The organism is Dryocola mayonis (assembly GCF_051307045.1).
Taxonomy (GTDB): Bacteria; Pseudomonadota; Gammaproteobacteria; order Enterobacterales; family Enterobacteriaceae; genus Dryocola.
The window spans coordinates 3014784-3030175 of record NZ_CP150452.1 but is presented as its reverse complement, the minus strand read 5'-3'; the positions used below and the strand labels follow the sequence as shown (position 1 = coordinate 3030175).

Below are 15392 nucleotides of genomic sequence, written 5' to 3'. Positions count from 1 at the left end.
GCGACAAAACATTACACGGTAGTTGGTTATGCCCGGACGCCAGATTATGGCACACTATCGGGCTTATTCTCGACGATTAACAGAACAGGTGCGTAACGTGAAAATCCTCGTTGATGAAAATATGCCCTATGCCCGCGAGTTGTTTAGCCGCCTGGGCGAGGTAACCGCTGTTCCTGGCCGTCCGATCCCGGTATCCGAACTCGCCGACGCCGGGGCGCTGATGGTGCGTTCGGTTACCAAAGTGAATGGTGATTTGCTCGACGGCAAAGGCGTTAAATTCGTGGGCACCGCTACTGCGGGCACCGACCACGTTGACGAAGCCTGGCTTGAACGCGCGGGCATCGCGTTTTCCGCGGCGCCCGGCTGTAACGCCATCGCCGTGGTGGAATACGTTTTCTCCTCGCTGCTGATGCTGGCCGAGCGCGACGGCTTTGCGCTGACGGATCGCACCGTTGGCATCGTCGGCGTAGGCAACGTGGGCTCTCGTTTACGCGCGCGGCTGGAGGCTTTCGGCGTGCGTACGCTGCTTTGCGATCCGCCACGTGCCGAGCGCGGCGACGAAGAAGATTTCCAGCCGCTGGAGCGCCTTGTACGCGAAGCCGATGTGCTGACGTTCCATACGCCGCTGTTCAAAGACGGCCCTTATAAAACGCTGCATCTCGCCGATGAGCGGCTTATTTCCAGCCTCAAACCCGGCGCTATTTTGATCAACGCCTGCCGCGGCCCGGTGGTGGATAACGCCGCTTTGCTTAACTGCCTGAAAAACGGCCAGCATCTCAGCGTCGTGCTCGACGTATGGGAGCCGGAACCCGATCTCAATATCGACCTGCTCGGCCTTGTGGATATCGGCACGCCGCATATCGCCGGCTACACGCTGGAAGGCAAGGCTCGCGGCACCACCCAGGTGTTTGAAGCGTTCAGCGAGTTTATCGGCAAGCGTCAGCAGGTGGCGCTGGACACCCTGCTTCCCGCGCCGGAATTTGGCCGCATCACGCTGCATGGCCCTCTCGATCAGGCCACGCTCAAAAGACTGGTTCATCTGGTGTATGATGTGCGCCGCGACGATGCGCCGCTGCGCAAAGTGGCGGGCCAGCCGGGCGAATTCGACAGGCTGCGTAAAAATTACCAGGAGCGTCGCGAATGGTCATCGCTTTATATTCAGTGTGATGATGAAAATGCGGCGGCTACCCTGCAAAAACTGGGCTTTAGCGCGGTTTATCATACCGCCCGTTAACCCTAATCTTCTGTCCCGCCGGCTATATTCCGGCGGGACGCTGTTTTTAAGTCTGGAGTAAACCAACATGTCTGAAGGCTGGAATATTGCCGTTTTAGGTGCCACGGGTGCCGTAGGCGCGGCTGTTCTTGAACTGCTCGCCGAGCGCCAGTTCCCGGTTGGTGAATTATACGCCTTAGCCCGCAGCGAAAGCGCCGGGGAAAACCTGCGCTACGAAGGCAAAACCGTGATGGTGCAGGATGCCGAAGCCTTTGACTGGACGCAGGCGCAGCTGGCCTTCTTCGTCGCGGGCGCCGAAGCTTCCGCACGCTACGCCGACGAAGCCGCCAACTCGGGCTGCCTGGTTATCGACTCAAGCGGCCTGTTTGCCCTTGAGCCGGACGTGCCGCTGGTGGTGCCGGACGTGAACCCGTTCGTGCTCGGCGATTACCGCAACCGCAACCTGGTGGCCGTTGCCGATAGCCTGACCAGCCAGCTGCTGACGGCCCTGAGGCCGCTGATTGAGCAGGGCGGGCTGGCGCGTATTCAGGTGACCAACCTGCTGGCCGCCTCCGCGCGCGGAAAAGCCGCCGTTGACGCGCTGGCGGGGCAGAGCGCCCGTCTGCTTAACGGTATGCCGATAGAGGAAAACGATCTGTTTGGCCGCCAGCTGGCGTTCAACATGCTGCCGCTGGTGCCGGACGCCGAAGGCAGCGTGCGCGCGGAGCGTCGTCTGGTGACGGAAGTGCGTAAAGTGCTGCAGGACGAAGCCCTGCCGATTTCCGCAAGCTACGTGCAGGCGCCCATCTTCTACGGCCCACGCGCAAATGGTAAATTTTGAAGCGATGCGCCCGCTTGCGGCAGAAGAAGCCCGCGATGCGTTCGGTCAGATCGAAGACTTCGAGCTGTCTGAGGAAGGGCAGTTCCCGACTCAGGTATCCGACGCCTCCGGCAGCGCGCATCTGTCCATCGGCTGCGTACAAAACGATTACGGCATGCCCGAGCAGATTCAGTTCTGGTCGGTTGCGGATAACGTTCGTTTCGGCGGCGCGCTGATGGCGGTAAAAACCGCTGAAAAATTAGTCCAGGAGTATATGTACTAATGTCCGACGAGCTGTCAGAAACCCCGCTTCACAAGATTGCGCTCGGCATTGAGTACGACGGCAGTAAATATTACGGCTGGCAGCGCCAGAACGAAGTGCGCAGCGTGCAGGAGAAGCTTGAAAAAGCCCTTTCGAAAGTGGCAAACGAGCCGATTAGCGTCTTCTGCGCCGGACGCACCGACGCAGGCGTTCATGCCACCGGCCAGGTTGTGCATTTTGAAACGCGCATGCAGCGTAAAGACGCGGCCTGGACGCTGGGCGTAAATGCGAATTTGCCTGGTGACATTGCGGTGCGTTGGGTGAAAGCTGTGCCGGACGATTTTCACGCCCGCTTCAGCGCCACGGCGCGCCGCTATCGTTATGTCATCTATAATCAGCGCCTGCGTCCGGCGATTCTCGCGCAGGGGGTGACGCATTTTTATCATCCCCTGGACGCCGAAAAGATGCACCGCGCCGCACAGTGCCTGCTGGGCGAGAATGATTTTACCTCGTTCCGGGCGGTGCAGTGCCAGTCACGCACGCCGTGGCGCAACCTGATGCACATTAACGTTGCCCGCTATGGTGCCTACGTAGTGGTGGATATCAAAGCGAACGCTTTTGTTCATCATATGGTGCGCAACATCGTCGGCAGCCTGATGGAAATCGGCTGCGGCAACCGGGCGGAAGACTGGATGGCCGAGCTGCTGGCGGCAAAAGATCGTAAACTTGCCGCGGCCACCGGAAAAGCGGAAGGCTTATACCTGGTGTCCGTCGATTATCCGGAACGTTTTGCGTTGCCTGTAACCCCACTGGGCCCTGTGTTTTTGAGCTGACTGACGCAGCTGAGAAAGGTAAATCACTATGGATTTTATCCGCTTTGTTATTGATTTTATTTTGCATATTGATGTGCATCTGGCGGAGCTGGTCGCGCAATACGGTATCTGGGTTTACGCTATTTTGTTCCTGATCCTGTTTTGCGAAACGGGTCTGGTCGTCACGCCTTTTTTGCCGGGAGATTCGCTGCTGTTCGTGGCCGGGGCGCTTGCCGCGCTGCCCACTAACGATTTAAACGTTCATACCATGGTGATTTTAATGGTGATCGCCGCCATTTCCGGCGACGCCATCAACTACACCATCGGGCGGTTATTTGGCGAAAAGCTCTTTAGCAACCCCGGCTCGAAGATCTTCCGCCGCAGCTATCTTGATAAAACGCATGCTTTTTACGAGCGTCACGGCGGAAAAACGATTATCCTCGCGCGCTTCGTTCCCATTGTGCGAACTTTCGCACCGTTCGTCGCGGGCATGGGGCATATGTCCTATCGCCACTTTGCGATGTATAACGTCGCCGGGGCGTTGCTGTGGGTGCTGCTGTTCACCTACGCCGGTTACCTGTTCGGCGATTTGCCGATTGTGCAGGAAAACCTGAAACTGTTGATTGTGGCGATCATTGTGCTGTCGGTCCTGCCGGGCGTAATCGAAATTATCCGTCACAAGCGCGCTCAGGCACGAGCGCAAAAGTAACCTACGAGCGCGGTTCGACCACTTTTTTGTCCAAAGTCGCGGGCCGTTATGTTTTAATGAGCACCATTTATGGTCTGGGGCAGGTCACACTGCCACAGAAAAACTGGCATCGACCAGGTTCAAGCAGAAAGGTCATCAATGAGCTGGATTGAACGAATTCTCAATAAGAGCAATATCACCCCCACCCGTAAGGCAAGCATTCCGGAAGGGGTGTGGACCAAGTGCGACAGCTGCGGCCAGGTTCTGTACCGCGCCGAGCTGGAACGTAATCTTGAGGTCTGCCCGAAGTGCGATCACCATATGCGTATGGCGGCGCGCGAGCGTCTGCACAGTCTGTTCGACGAAGACTCTATGGTAGAGCTGGGCAGCGAGCTTGAGCCGAAAGACGTGCTGAAGTTCAAGGACTCCAAAAAGTACAAAGATCGTCTGGCCTCCGCCCAGAAAGAAACCGGCGAGAAAGACGCGCTGGTGGTAATGAAAGGCACCCTGCACGGTATGCCAGTAGTCGCCGCGGCCTTTGAATTCGCCTTTATGGGCGGCTCCATGGGTTCCGTCGTCGGCGCGCGTTTTGTTCGCGCCGTCGAGCAGGCGCTGGAAGATAACTGCCCGATGATCTGCTTCTCCGCCTCCGGCGGCGCCCGTATGCAGGAAGCGCTGATGTCGCTGATGCAGATGGCGAAAACCAGCGCTGCGCTTGCGAAAATGCAGGAGCGCGGCCTGCCGTACATCTCCGTGCTGACCGACCCAACCATGGGCGGCGTGTCGGCAAGCTTCGCGATGCTGGGCGATTTAAACATCGCTGAGCCAAAAGCGCTGATCGGTTTTGCCGGCCCGCGCGTTATCGAGCAGACCGTGCGTGAAAAACTGCCGCCGGGCTTCCAGCGCAGCGAGTTCCTGATTGAGAAAGGCGCCATCGACATGATCGTGCGCCGTCCGGAACTGCGCTTAAAGCTGGCCGGCGTGCTGGCGAAATTTATGAACCTGCCGGCACCGAGTGCGGAAGCGCCGCGCGAGCCTGTCGTGGTTCCGCCAGCGCCGGAGCAGGGTCAAGAGGCCTGATAGTCAACCAAGGCAGGGCCGCTCGCGGACCTGCCTTTTTTCTTGAACCGTATTGAACCGCAGACAGAACGGGCATCATGGAAAAACATCTCATTCCCCAAGCCACGTCGCCCCTGGCCGCGTGGCTTTGTTATCTGGAAAATCTCCACGCTAAACCCATCGAGCTTGGCCTTGAACGCGTGCAAAAAGTCGCGGCGGCGCTCGACGTGCTCAAACCTGCCCCCACGGTCTTTACCGTCGCCGGAACCAACGGCAAAGGCACCACCTGCCGCACGCTGGAAATGATGCTGATGGCCGCGGGCTACAGCGTGGGCGTTTACAGCTCCCCGCACCTGGTGCGTTACACCGAACGCGTGCGCATTCAGAACGAAGAGCTGGACGAGGCTTACCACACCGCGGCGTTTGCGCAGATTGAAGCCGCGCGCGGCGAAACTTCGCTGACCTATTTTGAATACAGCACGCTGTGCGCCCTGCTGCTGTTTAAGCAGCTGAACGTCGATGTGGTTATCCTTGAAGTGGGGCTGGGCGGAAGGCTGGACGCGACCAACATCGTGGACGCTGACGTCGCCGTGGTGACCAGCATCGCATTGGATCACACCGACTGGCTGGGGCCTGACCGCGAAAGTATCGGCCGCGAAAAGGCCGGCGTGTTCCGCGGCGGAAAGCCTGCCGTCGTTGGCGAGCCGGATATGCCGCACACCATCGCCGATGTCGCCGCTGAAAAGGGCGCGCAATTGCTGCGTCGCGGCGTAGACTGGTCCTATAGCGTTGAAGCAAACGGCTGGCGTTTTAAAGACGGGCAGGGCGAACTTGCCGGACTTGCGCTTCCGTTAGTGCCGCAGCCGAACGCGGCCACCGCGCTTGCCGCGCTGCGCGCCAGCGAGCTGGAGGTTAGCGAAGCCGCCATCCGGGAAGGCATTGAGAACGCTACATTGCCGGGGCGTTTCCAGATTATTTCTCAGTCTCCGCGCGTTATTCTGGACGTGGCGCATAATCCGCACGCGGCGGCATATCTTGCCGACAGGCTTGGCCAGCTGCCAAAACAGGGGCGGGTGCTGGCGGTAATCGGCATGCTGCACGATAAAGATATTGCGGGCACGCTGGCCTGTTTGGCGGCTCAGGTCGATAGCTGGTATTGTGCTCCTCTGGAAGGGCCGCGCGGCGCCACGGCGGAACAGCTGGTGGAAAAGCTTGGCTGCGGAGAAATCTATGGCAGCGTGACTCAGGCCTGGCAGGCGGCGATGGCGGCGGCCGGGCCTGATGATACCGTGCTGGTGTGTGGTTCATTCCACACGGTGGCCCACGTAATGGAAGCGCTGGACGCGGGGAGAACAGGTGGCGAGTAAGTTTCAAAACCGATTAGTCGGAACAATTATTCTGGTCGCGCTGGGGGTCATAGTGCTGCCCGGCCTGCTCGACGGCCAGAAAAAACACTATCAGGATGAGTTTGCGGCGATCCCTTTAGTCCCCAAACCGGGCGATACGGATGAGCCGGACATGCTGCCTGCGGCAACGCAGGCGCTGCCTTCTCAGCCGCCGGAAGGGGCGGCCGAAGAGGTGCGGGCGGGTAACGCCTTTGCGCCAGGGCTGGACTCGACAACGCTGCCGGTAGAAAACGGAGCGGACATCGACGAAGTCCCCGTGGCGCGTGAAAAGCCGCCGCAGCCGAAACCTGTCGCCGAAAAGCCGAAGCCCAGGCCGGCCGAAAAAGCGCCTTCCGCACCCGCGGTAGATCAAACGAACGAGCGCCTGGCGATGGAAAGCGAGCAGCCGCCTAAAACCGACAGGCCCGCTAAGCAGGATGAACAGGCCGCGCCAACCGGGAAAGCCTACGTCGTGCAGCTGGGCGCGCTAAAAAATGCCGACAAAGTGAATGAAATTGTTGGTAAACTGCGTGGCGCCGGGTTCCGTGTTTACACCCTGCCTTCGACGCCGGTGCAGGGCAAAGTTACCCGCATTCTGGTCGGGCCGGACGCTTCAAAAGACAAGCTGAAGTCGTCTTTAGGGGAGCTAAGTTCGCTTTCCGGGCTTAACGGCGTGGTGATGAATTACACCGTTCGGTAGGTAAAATACCCGGCTTACAAGGGCAAGTTTTTAATGGCGTTGAGCATTATTTCAACGCCATTATTTATTTACGCGGGGGAAGGAAATCCCTACGCAAACGTTTTCTTTTTCTGTTAGAATGCGCCCCGAACTGGACGTCAGGGCGATTTGTCGCGAGATTTGGTCATGGTCTGGATAGATTACGCCATTATTGCTGTTATCGGCTTTTCGGCTCTGGTTAGTGTGATTCGCGGCTTTGTGCGCGAAGCTTTATCGCTGGTGACCTGGGGATGCGCTTTCTTTGTCGCCAGTCATTACTACACTTACCTGGCAGTCTGGTTCACAGGCTTTGAAGACGAACTGGTACGTAATGGGATTGCTATCGCGGTACTGTTTATCGCGACGCTGATCGTCGGCGCGATTGTCAATTATGTGATTAGCGCGCTGGTGGAGAAAACCGGCCTGTCGGGTACAGACAGGGTGTTGGGGATTTGTTTCGGAGCACTACGCGGTGCGCTGATCGTCGCCGCCATTCTGTTCTTCCTTGATACATTCACCGGTTTTTCGAAAAGCGACGACTGGCAAAAGTCGCAGCTTATTCCGCAATTCAGTTTCATCATCAGATGGTTCTTTGACTATCTGCAAAGCTCGTCAAGTTTCTTGCCCCGGTCATAAGGCGGGGGTTGTGGCTTAATGAGGAAAAGACAACATGTGCGGTATTGTCGGTATCGCCGGTTTTATGCCGGTCAACCAGTCGATTTATGACGCGTTAACGGTGCTTCAGCACCGTGGGCAGGATGCCGCAGGCATCGTCACCATTGATGCTTTAAATTGCTTCCGCCTGCGGAAAGCAAACGGCCTGGTGAGCGATGTGTTTGAAGCCCGCCACATGCAACGTATGCAGGGCAATATGGGTATCGGCCACGTGCGCTACCCAACCGCTGGCAGCTCCAGCGCTTCAGAAGCACAGCCTTTCTACGTTAATTCCCCGTACGGTATTACGCTTGCGCACAACGGTAACCTGACCAACGCCCACGAACTGCGTAAAAAGCTCTTCGAAGAGAAACGCCGTCACATTAACACCACCTCCGATTCTGAAATCCTGCTCAATATCTTCGCCAGCGAGCTGGATAACTTCCGCCACTATCCGCTGGAAGCAGACAACATTTTTGCCGCCGTCGCCGCCACTAACCGCCAGATTCGCGGCGCTTACGCCTGCGTGGCGATGATTATCGGCCACGGCATGGTAGCGTTCCGCGATCCAAACGGCATTCGCCCGCTGGTTATCGGCAAACGCGAGCTGGGCGACGGACGCACCGAATACATGGTGGCATCCGAGAGCGTTGCGCTCGATACCCTGGGTTTTGAATTCCTGCGCGATATCGCGCCGGGTGAAGCGGTGTACATCACCGAGAAAGGGCAGCTCTTTACCCGCCAGTGCGCGGACAATCCGACCAGCAACCCTTGCCTGTTCGAGTACGTCTACTTTGCGCGCCCGGATTCCTTCATCGATAAAATCTCGGTCTACAGCGCACGCGTAGAAATGGGTAAAAAACTCGGTGAGAAAATTGCCCGCGAGTGGGAAGACCTGGACATCGACGTGGTGATTCCGATTCCGGAAACCTCATGCGATATCGCGCTGGAAATCGCGCGCATCCTTGATAAGCCTTACCGTCAGGGCTTCGTGAAAAACCGCTACGTCGGGCGCACCTTTATCATGCCCGGCCAGCAGCTGCGCCGTAAGTCGGTGCGCCGCAAGCTCAACGCCAACCGCGCTGAATTCCGCGATAAAAACGTGCTGCTGGTGGACGACTCCATCGTGCGCGGCACCACCTCCGAGCAGATTATCGAGATGGCGCGCGAAGCGGGCGCGAAGAAGGTTTACCTGGCTTCCGCCGCGCCGGAAATCCGCTTCCCGAACGTCTACGGTATCGATATGCCAAGCGCCAACGAGCTTATCGCCCACGGTCGTGAAGTGGACGAAATCCGCCAGATCATCGGCGCGGACGGGCTGATTTTCCAGGATCTGGACGATCTTATCGAAGCGGTGCGCGTCGAGAATCCGGATATCACGCAGTTTGAATGCTCCGTATTTAACGGCGTGTACGTCACTAAAGACGTCGACCACAAGTATCTTGAGTATCTCGAATCCCTGCGCAACGACGATTCCAAAGCGCTGCTGCGTCAGAACGAAGTGGAAAACTTAGAGATGCATAACGAAGGTTAAGTTTATTTCGCCCTCTCCGCCGGGAGAGGGCGGCCGCTCCTTGCATCCGGCCCCATCTTGCGGCAAAGTCAGCCCAAATAAACTCTTTGGGCAGGCTTTTATGAAACGGTTAATTGTTGGGATTTCAGGTGCCAGCGGCGCGATTTACGGCGTGCGTCTGCTTAAGGCTCTGCAACAAGCGCCGGAGGTGGAAACCCATCTCATTATGAGTCACGCCGCCCGTCAGACCCTCACCCTTGAAACCGACCTTTCCCTGCGCGACGTGCAGGCTCTCGCCGACGTGGTTCATGACGCCCGTGATATCGCCGCCAGCATCTCTTCAGGCTCGTTTAAGACCCACGGCATGGTCGTGCTGCCTTGTTCAATCAAAACGCTTTCAGGCATCGTTCACAGCTATACGGACGGACTGTTGACGCGGGCCGCGGACGTGGTGCTTAAAGAGCGCCGTCCGCTGGTGCTTTGCGTGCGTGAAACCCCGCTGCATCTTGGACACCTGCGCCTGATGACCCAGGCGGCCGAGCTGGGGGCGGTGATTATGCCGCCGGTGCCCGCGTTTTATCACCGTCCGCAAACGCTGGAAGAGGTCATCGACCAGACGGTCAATCGCGTGCTGGACCAGTTCGATATAGAGCTGCCCCACGATTTATTCACGCGCTGGCAGGGTGCATAAAAGAGGCGCCAGCGCGGTGCGTCACAAAAACGCCTGCATCAATTTGGGGCGATTTTGTAACCCCGATCGCTTTTGAGAGATTTAGTCCGCATTTTACTCGGTAAAGACTTTGCCCCTTCGCCAGACCTGCTATCTTTCAAGCAGACGACAGAGTTGCAACGTTTTATTAACATAAAACCACGCACTTTCTTTTACGCAGGGAAAAGTGGCATGAGAACTGCAACTCCTCGTTTGCAACACACCACACAACATCACACATAATAAGAGACAACTTGAGGGTTATCTATGAAGAAGCAGGTTCTCGCTCTGTCTTTGCTGTTAGGTCTTACCAGCAGCGTTTACGCAGCAATTCCGCAGAACGTTCGTATTGGTACGGACGCCACCTATGCACCCTTCTCTTCTAAAGATGCGAAAGGGGACTTTGTCGGCTTTGATATCGACCTTGGCAACGAGCTTTGCAAGCGTATCAACACTAAATGTACGTGGGTGGGCAGCGACTTCGACGCGCTGATCCCTTCTTTAAAAGCGAAGAAAATCGACGCGATTATCTCCTCGTTATCCATCACTGAAAAACGTCAGCAGGAAATCGCCTTCTCGGACAAGCTCTATGCGGCCGACCCGCGTCTAATCGCCAGCAAAGGCTCGCCAATCCAGCCGACCCTTGAGTCGCTCAAAGGCAAGCACGTTGGCGTGCTGCAGGGCTCTACTCAGGAAGCTTTTGCTAACGCCGAGTGGCGTCCGAAGGGCGTTGACGTCGTGGCTTACGCCAACCAGGACCTGATTTATTCTGACCTGTCCGCGGGCCGTCTGGACGCCGCGTTCCAGGACGAAACCGCCGCCAGCGAAGGCTTCCTGAAACAGCCTGCGGGCAAAGATTTTGCTTTTGCAGGACCCGCGGTGAAGAACAAGCAGTACTTTGGCGACGGCACCGGCATCGGTTTGCGTAAAGACGACGCCGAGCTAAAAGCCGCCTTCGACAAAGCCCTTGCCGAAATGCGTAAAGACGGCACCTACGACAAATTTGCCAAGAAGTACTTCGATTTTAATGTTTACGGTGAATAAGTTTTTCCCGTAGTCTGTGGCCCGGTTATGAATATATTCTTAGCCGGGCTGGATAAAAATGCAGTGGTGCGGGCTTGTCTCCTCTGCACGCCGATGGTGCGATTTTACAGCAATGCATCATTGTGGCGCGCGTGGCGCACCGTTTTGGGTCATGGATTTTCTGATACTGGAATTTACGCTGGCATAAGCCGGGTAAAAATGGCATGAAACCTGCACTTTTATCCCTTATTAATTAGCCATAAAAACGGCATTAGCGCTAAAAAGACAGTCTATCGAGGATAATTATGAAAAAGTTGGTGTTGTCCCTTTCTCTGATGCTGGCGTTCTCCAGCGTTTCCACAGCATTCGCCGCTCTTCCTGCAAACTTACGTATCGGCACCGATCCGACCTATGCCCCCTTTGAATCGAAAAACGCCCAGGGCGAATTAGTCGGTTTTGATATCGATTTGGCTAAAGAGCTGTGCAAACGCATCGAAACCAACTGTACCTTCGTTGAGAACCCGCTAGATGCGCTGATCCCTTCGCTGAAAGCGAAAAAAATCGACGTTATCATGTCTTCGCTTTCCATTACTGAAAAACGCCAGCAGGAGATCGCCTTTACCGACAAGCTGTACGCCGCCGACTCTCGTCTGGTCGTCGCCAGGGGTTCCGCCATCCAGCCAACGGTGGAATCGCTGAAAGGCAAGCGCGTGGGCGTGCTGCAGGGCACCACTCAGGAAACCTACGGCAACGTTCACTGGGCGCCGAAAGGCATCGAAATCGTCTCCTATCAGGGACAGGACTCTATCTATGCAGACCTGACCGCAGGCCGTATCGACGCCGCTTTCCAGGATGAAGTGGCGGCCAGCGAAGGCTTCCTCAAACAGCCAATCGGTAAGGATTACCAGTTCGGCGGTCCTTCTATTAAAGATAACAAGCTGTTTGGCGTGGGCACCGGCATGGGGCTGCGTAAAGAAGATACCGAGCTGCGTGAAGCGCTGAACAAAGCCTTTGCCGAAATGCGCAAAGACGGCACCTACGAGAAGCTGGCGAAGAAATACTTCGATTTTGACGTTTACGGTGGTTAACAGTGTCGACGGGTGGACCGGCGCGGGCGCCGTCCACCCTTGATAAAAGTTGCGGCGGGTGACGCTTTGCTTACCCGCCCTGGGCTTAGCTGAATTTGTGCAGACACTGACGACAGGATACGCACCATGTTGTATGGCTTTTCTGAAGTGATATTTAAAGGGGCGCTCGTCACGCTGGAACTGGCGATAAGCTCCGTTATCCTCTCGGTAGTGATTGGTCTTGCCGGCGCTGGCGCCAAGCTGTCGAAAAATCGCCCGCTGGCGATGCTGTTTGAAGGTTACACCACGCTTATCCGCGGCGTGCCGGATTTGGTGCTGATGCTGCTGATTTTCTATGGCCTGCAGATGCTGTTCAACAGCATTACCGATGCCTTAGGCATGGCGCAGTTCGATATCGATCCTATGGTGGCCGGCATCATTACGCTCGGTTTTATCTACGGGGCGTATTTTACCGAAACCTTCCGCGGCGCATTTCTCGCGGTGCCCAGAGGGCATATCGAAGCGGCGACCGCCTTCGGATTTACCGGTTCGCAAACCTTCCGCCGTATCCTTTTCCCGGCCATGATGCGTTACGCTCTGCCGGGCATCGGCAATAACTGGCAGGTCATTTTGAAAGCCACGGCGCTGGTGTCGCTGTTGGGGCTCGAAGACGTGGTGAAGGCGACGCAGCTGGCGGGCAAAACTACCTGGCAGCCGTTCTACTTTGCGATTGTCGCCGGGATTATTTATCTGGTGTTTACCACCGTTTCCAACGGTGTGCTGCTCTGGCTTGAACGCCGCTATTCCGTGGGCGTGAAGAGGGCCGAGCTATGATCGACATTATTCAGGAATACTGGAAGTCCCTGCTGTGGACGGACGGTTACCGCTTCACCGGCGTGGCTATCACCCTGTGGCTGCTGATTTCATCCGTTGTGATGGGCGGCATTCTGGCGCTGCTGCTCGCCATCGGGCGCGTCTCAAGCAATAAGTTCATCGCTTTTCCCATCTGGCTGTTTACCTACGTTTTCCGCGGGACGCCGCTGTATGTGCAGCTGCTGGTGTTTTACTCCGGGATGTACACGCTGGAAGTGGTGAAGGGCACGGTGTTGCTAAATGAGTTTTTCCGCAGCGGGCTGAACTGCACCGTTCTGGCGCTGACCCTGAATACCTGTGCCTACACCACGGAGATTTTTGCCGGCGCCATACGTTCGGTGCCGCACGGCGAAATTGAGGCCGCCCGCGCTTACGGTTTCTCGCGCGTGAAAATGTACCGCTGCATCATTTTGCCAGCGGCGCTGCGTATCGCGCTGCCGGCGTACAGCAACGAGGTTATTTTAATGCTGCACTCCACCGCGCTGGCCTTCACCGCCACCGTGCCGGACCTGCTGAAAATCGCCCGTGATATCAACTCCGCGACCTACCAGCCGTTTACCGCGTTCGGTATCGCTGCGGTGTTGTACCTGATTATTTCTTACGTGCTGATAAGCCTGTTCCGCAGGGCGGAAAAACGCTTTATGCAGCATGTTAAACCCAGCTCTTCGCACTGAGTGATTTCCATGGCTGAAAATAAATTAAACGTTACTGATTTGCACAAACGCTACGGCGAACATGAAGTGCTCAAAGGGGTTTCTTTGCAGGCCAACGCTGGCGATGTTATCAGCATCATCGGCTCATCCGGCTCGGGGAAAAGCACGTTTCTGCGCTGCATTAACTTCCTCGAAAAACCGAGCGAAGGCAAAATTGTGGTGAGCAACCAGAATATCAACCTGGTGCGCGATAAAGATGGCCAGCTGAAGGTTGCGGATAAAAACCAGCTGCGCCTGCTGCGTACCCGCCTGACGATGGTGTTTCAGCACTTCAACCTGTGGAGCCACATGACGGTGCTGGAAAACGTCATGGAGGCGCCCATTCAGGTATTGGGGCTGAGCAAGCCCGAAGCGAAAGAGCGCGCGATTAAATATCTGGCGAAAGTAGGGATTGACGAGCGCCAACAGGCGAAATACCCGGTGCATCTTTCCGGCGGCCAGCAGCAGCGTGTTTCCATCGCCCGCGCGCTGGCGATGGAGCCGGAGGTTTTGCTGTTCGACGAGCCAACCTCCGCGCTGGATCCGGAGCTGGTGGGCGAGGTGCTGCGCATCATGCAGAAGCTGGCCGAAGAGGGGAAAACGATGGTGGTGGTAACCCACGAGATGGATTTTGCCCGCCATGTTTCAAGCCACGTAATCTTCCTGCATCAGGGGGTAATCGAAGAAGAAGGTGCGCCGGACGAGCTGTTCGGCAACCCGAAAAGCGCTCGCCTGCAGCAGTTTTTATCGGGGTCTTTGAAATAAAGAAACGGGCAGAGGATCTGCCCGTTTCTTTATATCTGCAACTATTTTGCCTGCCGGCGCTTTTCCTGGCTGAGGGTTTTCAGGCGCACGATATCAAACAGGGGCAAACCGTACAAAAAGCTCGCGGTTCGAACATCGCTTTTACGATCGGGTCGCGAGTGCTCGTGATGGGGGAAAAATGCCAGGTCGGGATGATCGGGCGCTGAATCGGCCCGGTAGACGGCTTTCTTATCATCCGGCCTGAACAGCATATAGCTGTAGTCCATCAGGGTATTCAGCCGCAGCAGCCAGCGCCAGCCTTCGCTTAAGCGAATCTCAAGCAGCCATCCACGTTTGCGTTTTTCGCACTGTCCCGGCTCACCTTCCAGCTCGTCCGCAACGTGTTGATGAATATCAGCGATCATTTCGTCCGGAATCGCTTCCCAGCTTCTGGTAACAGGCAGATCCATGGAGAGATTAAAAATCCCCAGCAGAAATGTTAAGACGTTCGGCGCCTCGCCCGCAAGCTTGAGATGATGCTGACAAACCGGCAACTGTACCAGGGTGGACGCGTCCGGCGGAATGCCGATGGTTGTGTTGGCATAGCCGGTAGCGGAGGCATTGCAGGCTATGCACCCTGCTTCGCCCGAGAAGATAATGGTCTTATTAACGCTGGTATTATTCATTCTTCCCTGCGCTAGCGCGGTCTGCTGCTGTGTTTTCGTTTCTGTCCAGTCATACCAACGGCGATAGATCTCCCTTGCCGAAGGCGTATCCAGCATCTGGTACAAATCTGCTTCTGTGGCAATGCCTTTCCACGGGCGATCGGTACTGCCGCGCAGTGCAAAGCGGGGGCTTTTGAAACGGTAGGTTCTTAAGCATCCGCAGTGCGACGTCGCTTCGTAAACCAGAACGCCTTCCTGACGATCCCTGAGCCAGTAGCAGGCGCTTGCTTCATCAAACAGCATCTGCCAGAGCGCTTCGCTGCTGCAAATGCACTCCACGATGAAGGGGAAGCGACGCGGGTAAAAATCGAAGTTACGAAACGCAAGCGCCGCTACGCACAGATCGATGGTAGTGGCGCTCCTTTCATCGGGAGAACAGGACTGAAAAATTTCGTCGACGTTAAACAAGCGGAAATGAGCAAAATTTTCCATGCA

The 15392-nt window shown here is 56.5% G+C and carries 15 protein-coding genes and 1 pseudogene; 15 read left to right on the top strand and 1 reads right to left on the bottom strand.

What is annotated here, in order from left to right; genetic code table 11:
- The first annotated feature begins 97 nt into the window (after positions 1 to 97).
- The 15 genes and pseudogenes from pdxB (at position 98) to hisP (ending at position 14253) form a co-directional block, all read left to right on the top strand.
- Positions 98 to 1234: a 4-phosphoerythronate dehydrogenase PdxB gene (pdxB, locus tag WLO32_RS14575; protein ID WP_435945751.1), complete on the top strand. Its 1137-nt coding sequence runs from the start codon at positions 98 to 100 to the stop codon at positions 1232 to 1234.
- Between the two features lie 67 nt (positions 1235 to 1301).
- Positions 1302 to 2316 (top strand): annotated as a pseudogene (locus WLO32_RS14570) (aspartate-semialdehyde dehydrogenase).
- Complete coding sequence (truA, locus tag WLO32_RS14565; RefSeq protein WP_435945750.1) at positions 2316 to 3128, top strand: tRNA pseudouridine(38-40) synthase TruA; 813 nt, start codon at positions 2316 to 2318, stop codon at positions 3126 to 3128. The pseudogene WLO32_RS14570 and the gene truA overlap by 1 nt, the downstream one beginning before the upstream one ends.
- A gap of 28 nt (positions 3129 to 3156) precedes the next feature.
- Positions 3157 to 3816, top strand: coding sequence for a DedA family protein (locus tag WLO32_RS14560; protein ID WP_435945749.1), 660 nt, complete (start codon positions 3157 to 3159; stop codon positions 3814 to 3816).
- 138 nt (positions 3817 to 3954) lie between these two features.
- Entirely contained in the window at positions 3955 to 4875 is a 921-nt protein-coding gene (gene accD, locus WLO32_RS14555) for an acetyl-CoA carboxylase, carboxyltransferase subunit beta (RefSeq protein ID WP_183042684.1), read from the top strand.
- A gap of 77 nt (positions 4876 to 4952) precedes the next feature.
- Entirely contained in the window at positions 4953 to 6221 is a 1269-nt protein-coding gene (folC, locus tag WLO32_RS14550; RefSeq protein WP_435945748.1) for a bifunctional tetrahydrofolate synthase/dihydrofolate synthase, read from the top strand.
- Positions 6211 to 6939, top strand: coding sequence for a cell division protein DedD (dedD, locus tag WLO32_RS14545; protein ID WP_435945747.1), 729 nt, complete (start codon positions 6211 to 6213; stop codon positions 6937 to 6939). The genes folC and dedD overlap by 11 nt, the downstream gene beginning before the upstream one ends.
- A 165-nt stretch (positions 6940 to 7104) precedes the next feature.
- Positions 7105 to 7593: a colicin V production protein gene (gene cvpA / locus WLO32_RS14540; protein WP_435945746.1), complete on the top strand. Its 489-nt coding sequence runs from the start codon at positions 7105 to 7107 to the stop codon at positions 7591 to 7593.
- 34 nt (positions 7594 to 7627) lie between these two features.
- Complete coding sequence (gene purF / locus WLO32_RS14535) at positions 7628 to 9145, top strand: amidophosphoribosyltransferase (RefSeq protein WP_121268464.1); 1518 nt, start codon at positions 7628 to 7630, stop codon at positions 9143 to 9145.
- Positions 9146 to 9245: 100 nt separating this feature from the next.
- Positions 9246 to 9815, top strand: a complete 570-nt coding sequence (locus WLO32_RS14530) for a UbiX family flavin prenyltransferase (RefSeq protein ID WP_435945745.1) — start codon at positions 9246 to 9248, stop codon at positions 9813 to 9815.
- A gap of 285 nt (positions 9816 to 10100) precedes the next feature.
- Positions 10101 to 10877 carry a lysine/arginine/ornithine ABC transporter substrate-binding protein ArgT gene (argT, locus tag WLO32_RS14525; RefSeq protein ID WP_435945744.1) on the top strand — a complete coding sequence of 259 codons (777 nt, stop codon included), beginning with the start codon at positions 10101 to 10103 and terminating at the stop codon, positions 10875 to 10877.
- A 284-nt stretch (positions 10878 to 11161) separates the two neighbouring features.
- Positions 11162 to 11944, top strand: coding sequence for a histidine ABC transporter substrate-binding protein HisJ (hisJ, locus tag WLO32_RS14520; protein WP_435945743.1), 783 nt, complete (start codon positions 11162 to 11164; stop codon positions 11942 to 11944).
- 126 nt (positions 11945 to 12070) lie between these two features.
- Positions 12071 to 12757, top strand: a complete 687-nt coding sequence (locus WLO32_RS14515) for a histidine ABC transporter permease HisQ (protein ID WP_435945742.1) — start codon at positions 12071 to 12073, stop codon at positions 12755 to 12757.
- Entirely contained in the window at positions 12754 to 13470 is a 717-nt protein-coding gene (locus tag WLO32_RS14510) for an ABC transporter permease (RefSeq protein WP_435945741.1), read from the top strand. The genes WLO32_RS14515 and WLO32_RS14510 overlap by 4 nt, the downstream gene beginning before the upstream one ends.
- A 9-nt stretch (positions 13471 to 13479) precedes the next feature.
- Entirely contained in the window at positions 13480 to 14253 is a 774-nt protein-coding gene (gene hisP / locus WLO32_RS14505) for a histidine ABC transporter ATP-binding protein HisP (protein ID WP_435945740.1), read from the top strand.
- Positions 14254 to 14294: 41 nt separating this feature from the next.
- On the opposite strand, the gene WLO32_RS14500 is transcribed toward hisP, so the two are convergent.
- Complete coding sequence (locus WLO32_RS14500) at positions 14295 to 15389, bottom strand: toxin-antitoxin system TumE family protein (RefSeq protein ID WP_435945739.1); 1095 nt, start codon at positions 15387 to 15389, stop codon at positions 14295 to 14297.
- Positions 15390 to 15392 lie beyond the last annotated feature (3 nt).

What these genes read in the sequence shown, in the direction of transcription:
- truA (WP_435945750.1), top strand. Translation starts at nt 2,316, where the DNA reads ATGTCCGACGAGCTGTCAGAAACCCCGCTTCACAAGATTGCGCTCGGC.
- WLO32_RS14560 (WP_435945749.1), top strand. Translation starts at nt 3,157, where the DNA reads ATGGATTTTATCCGCTTTGTTATTGATTTTATTTTGCATATTGATGTG.
- accD (WP_183042684.1), top strand. Translation starts at nt 3,955, where the DNA reads ATGAGCTGGATTGAACGAATTCTCAATAAGAGCAATATCACCCCCACC.
- folC (WP_435945748.1), top strand. Translation starts at nt 4,953, where the DNA reads ATGGAAAAACATCTCATTCCCCAAGCCACGTCGCCCCTGGCCGCGTGG.
- cvpA (WP_435945746.1), top strand. Translation starts at nt 7,105, where the DNA reads ATGGTCTGGATAGATTACGCCATTATTGCTGTTATCGGCTTTTCGGCT.
- purF (WP_121268464.1), top strand. Translation starts at nt 7,628, where the DNA reads ATGTGCGGTATTGTCGGTATCGCCGGTTTTATGCCGGTCAACCAGTCG.
- WLO32_RS14530 (WP_435945745.1), top strand. Translation starts at nt 9,246, where the DNA reads ATGAAACGGTTAATTGTTGGGATTTCAGGTGCCAGCGGCGCGATTTAC.
- argT (WP_435945744.1), top strand. Translation starts at nt 10,101, where the DNA reads ATGAAGAAGCAGGTTCTCGCTCTGTCTTTGCTGTTAGGTCTTACCAGC.
- hisJ (WP_435945743.1), top strand. Translation starts at nt 11,162, where the DNA reads ATGAAAAAGTTGGTGTTGTCCCTTTCTCTGATGCTGGCGTTCTCCAGC.
- WLO32_RS14515 (WP_435945742.1), top strand. Translation starts at nt 12,071, where the DNA reads ATGTTGTATGGCTTTTCTGAAGTGATATTTAAAGGGGCGCTCGTCACG.
- WLO32_RS14510 (WP_435945741.1), top strand. Translation starts at nt 12,754, where the DNA reads ATGATCGACATTATTCAGGAATACTGGAAGTCCCTGCTGTGGACGGAC.
- hisP (WP_435945740.1), top strand. Translation starts at nt 13,480, where the DNA reads ATGGCTGAAAATAAATTAAACGTTACTGATTTGCACAAACGCTACGGC.
- WLO32_RS14500 (WP_435945739.1), bottom strand. Translation starts at nt 15,389, where the DNA reads ATGGAAAATTTTGCTCATTTCCGCTTGTTTAACGTCGACGAAATTTTT.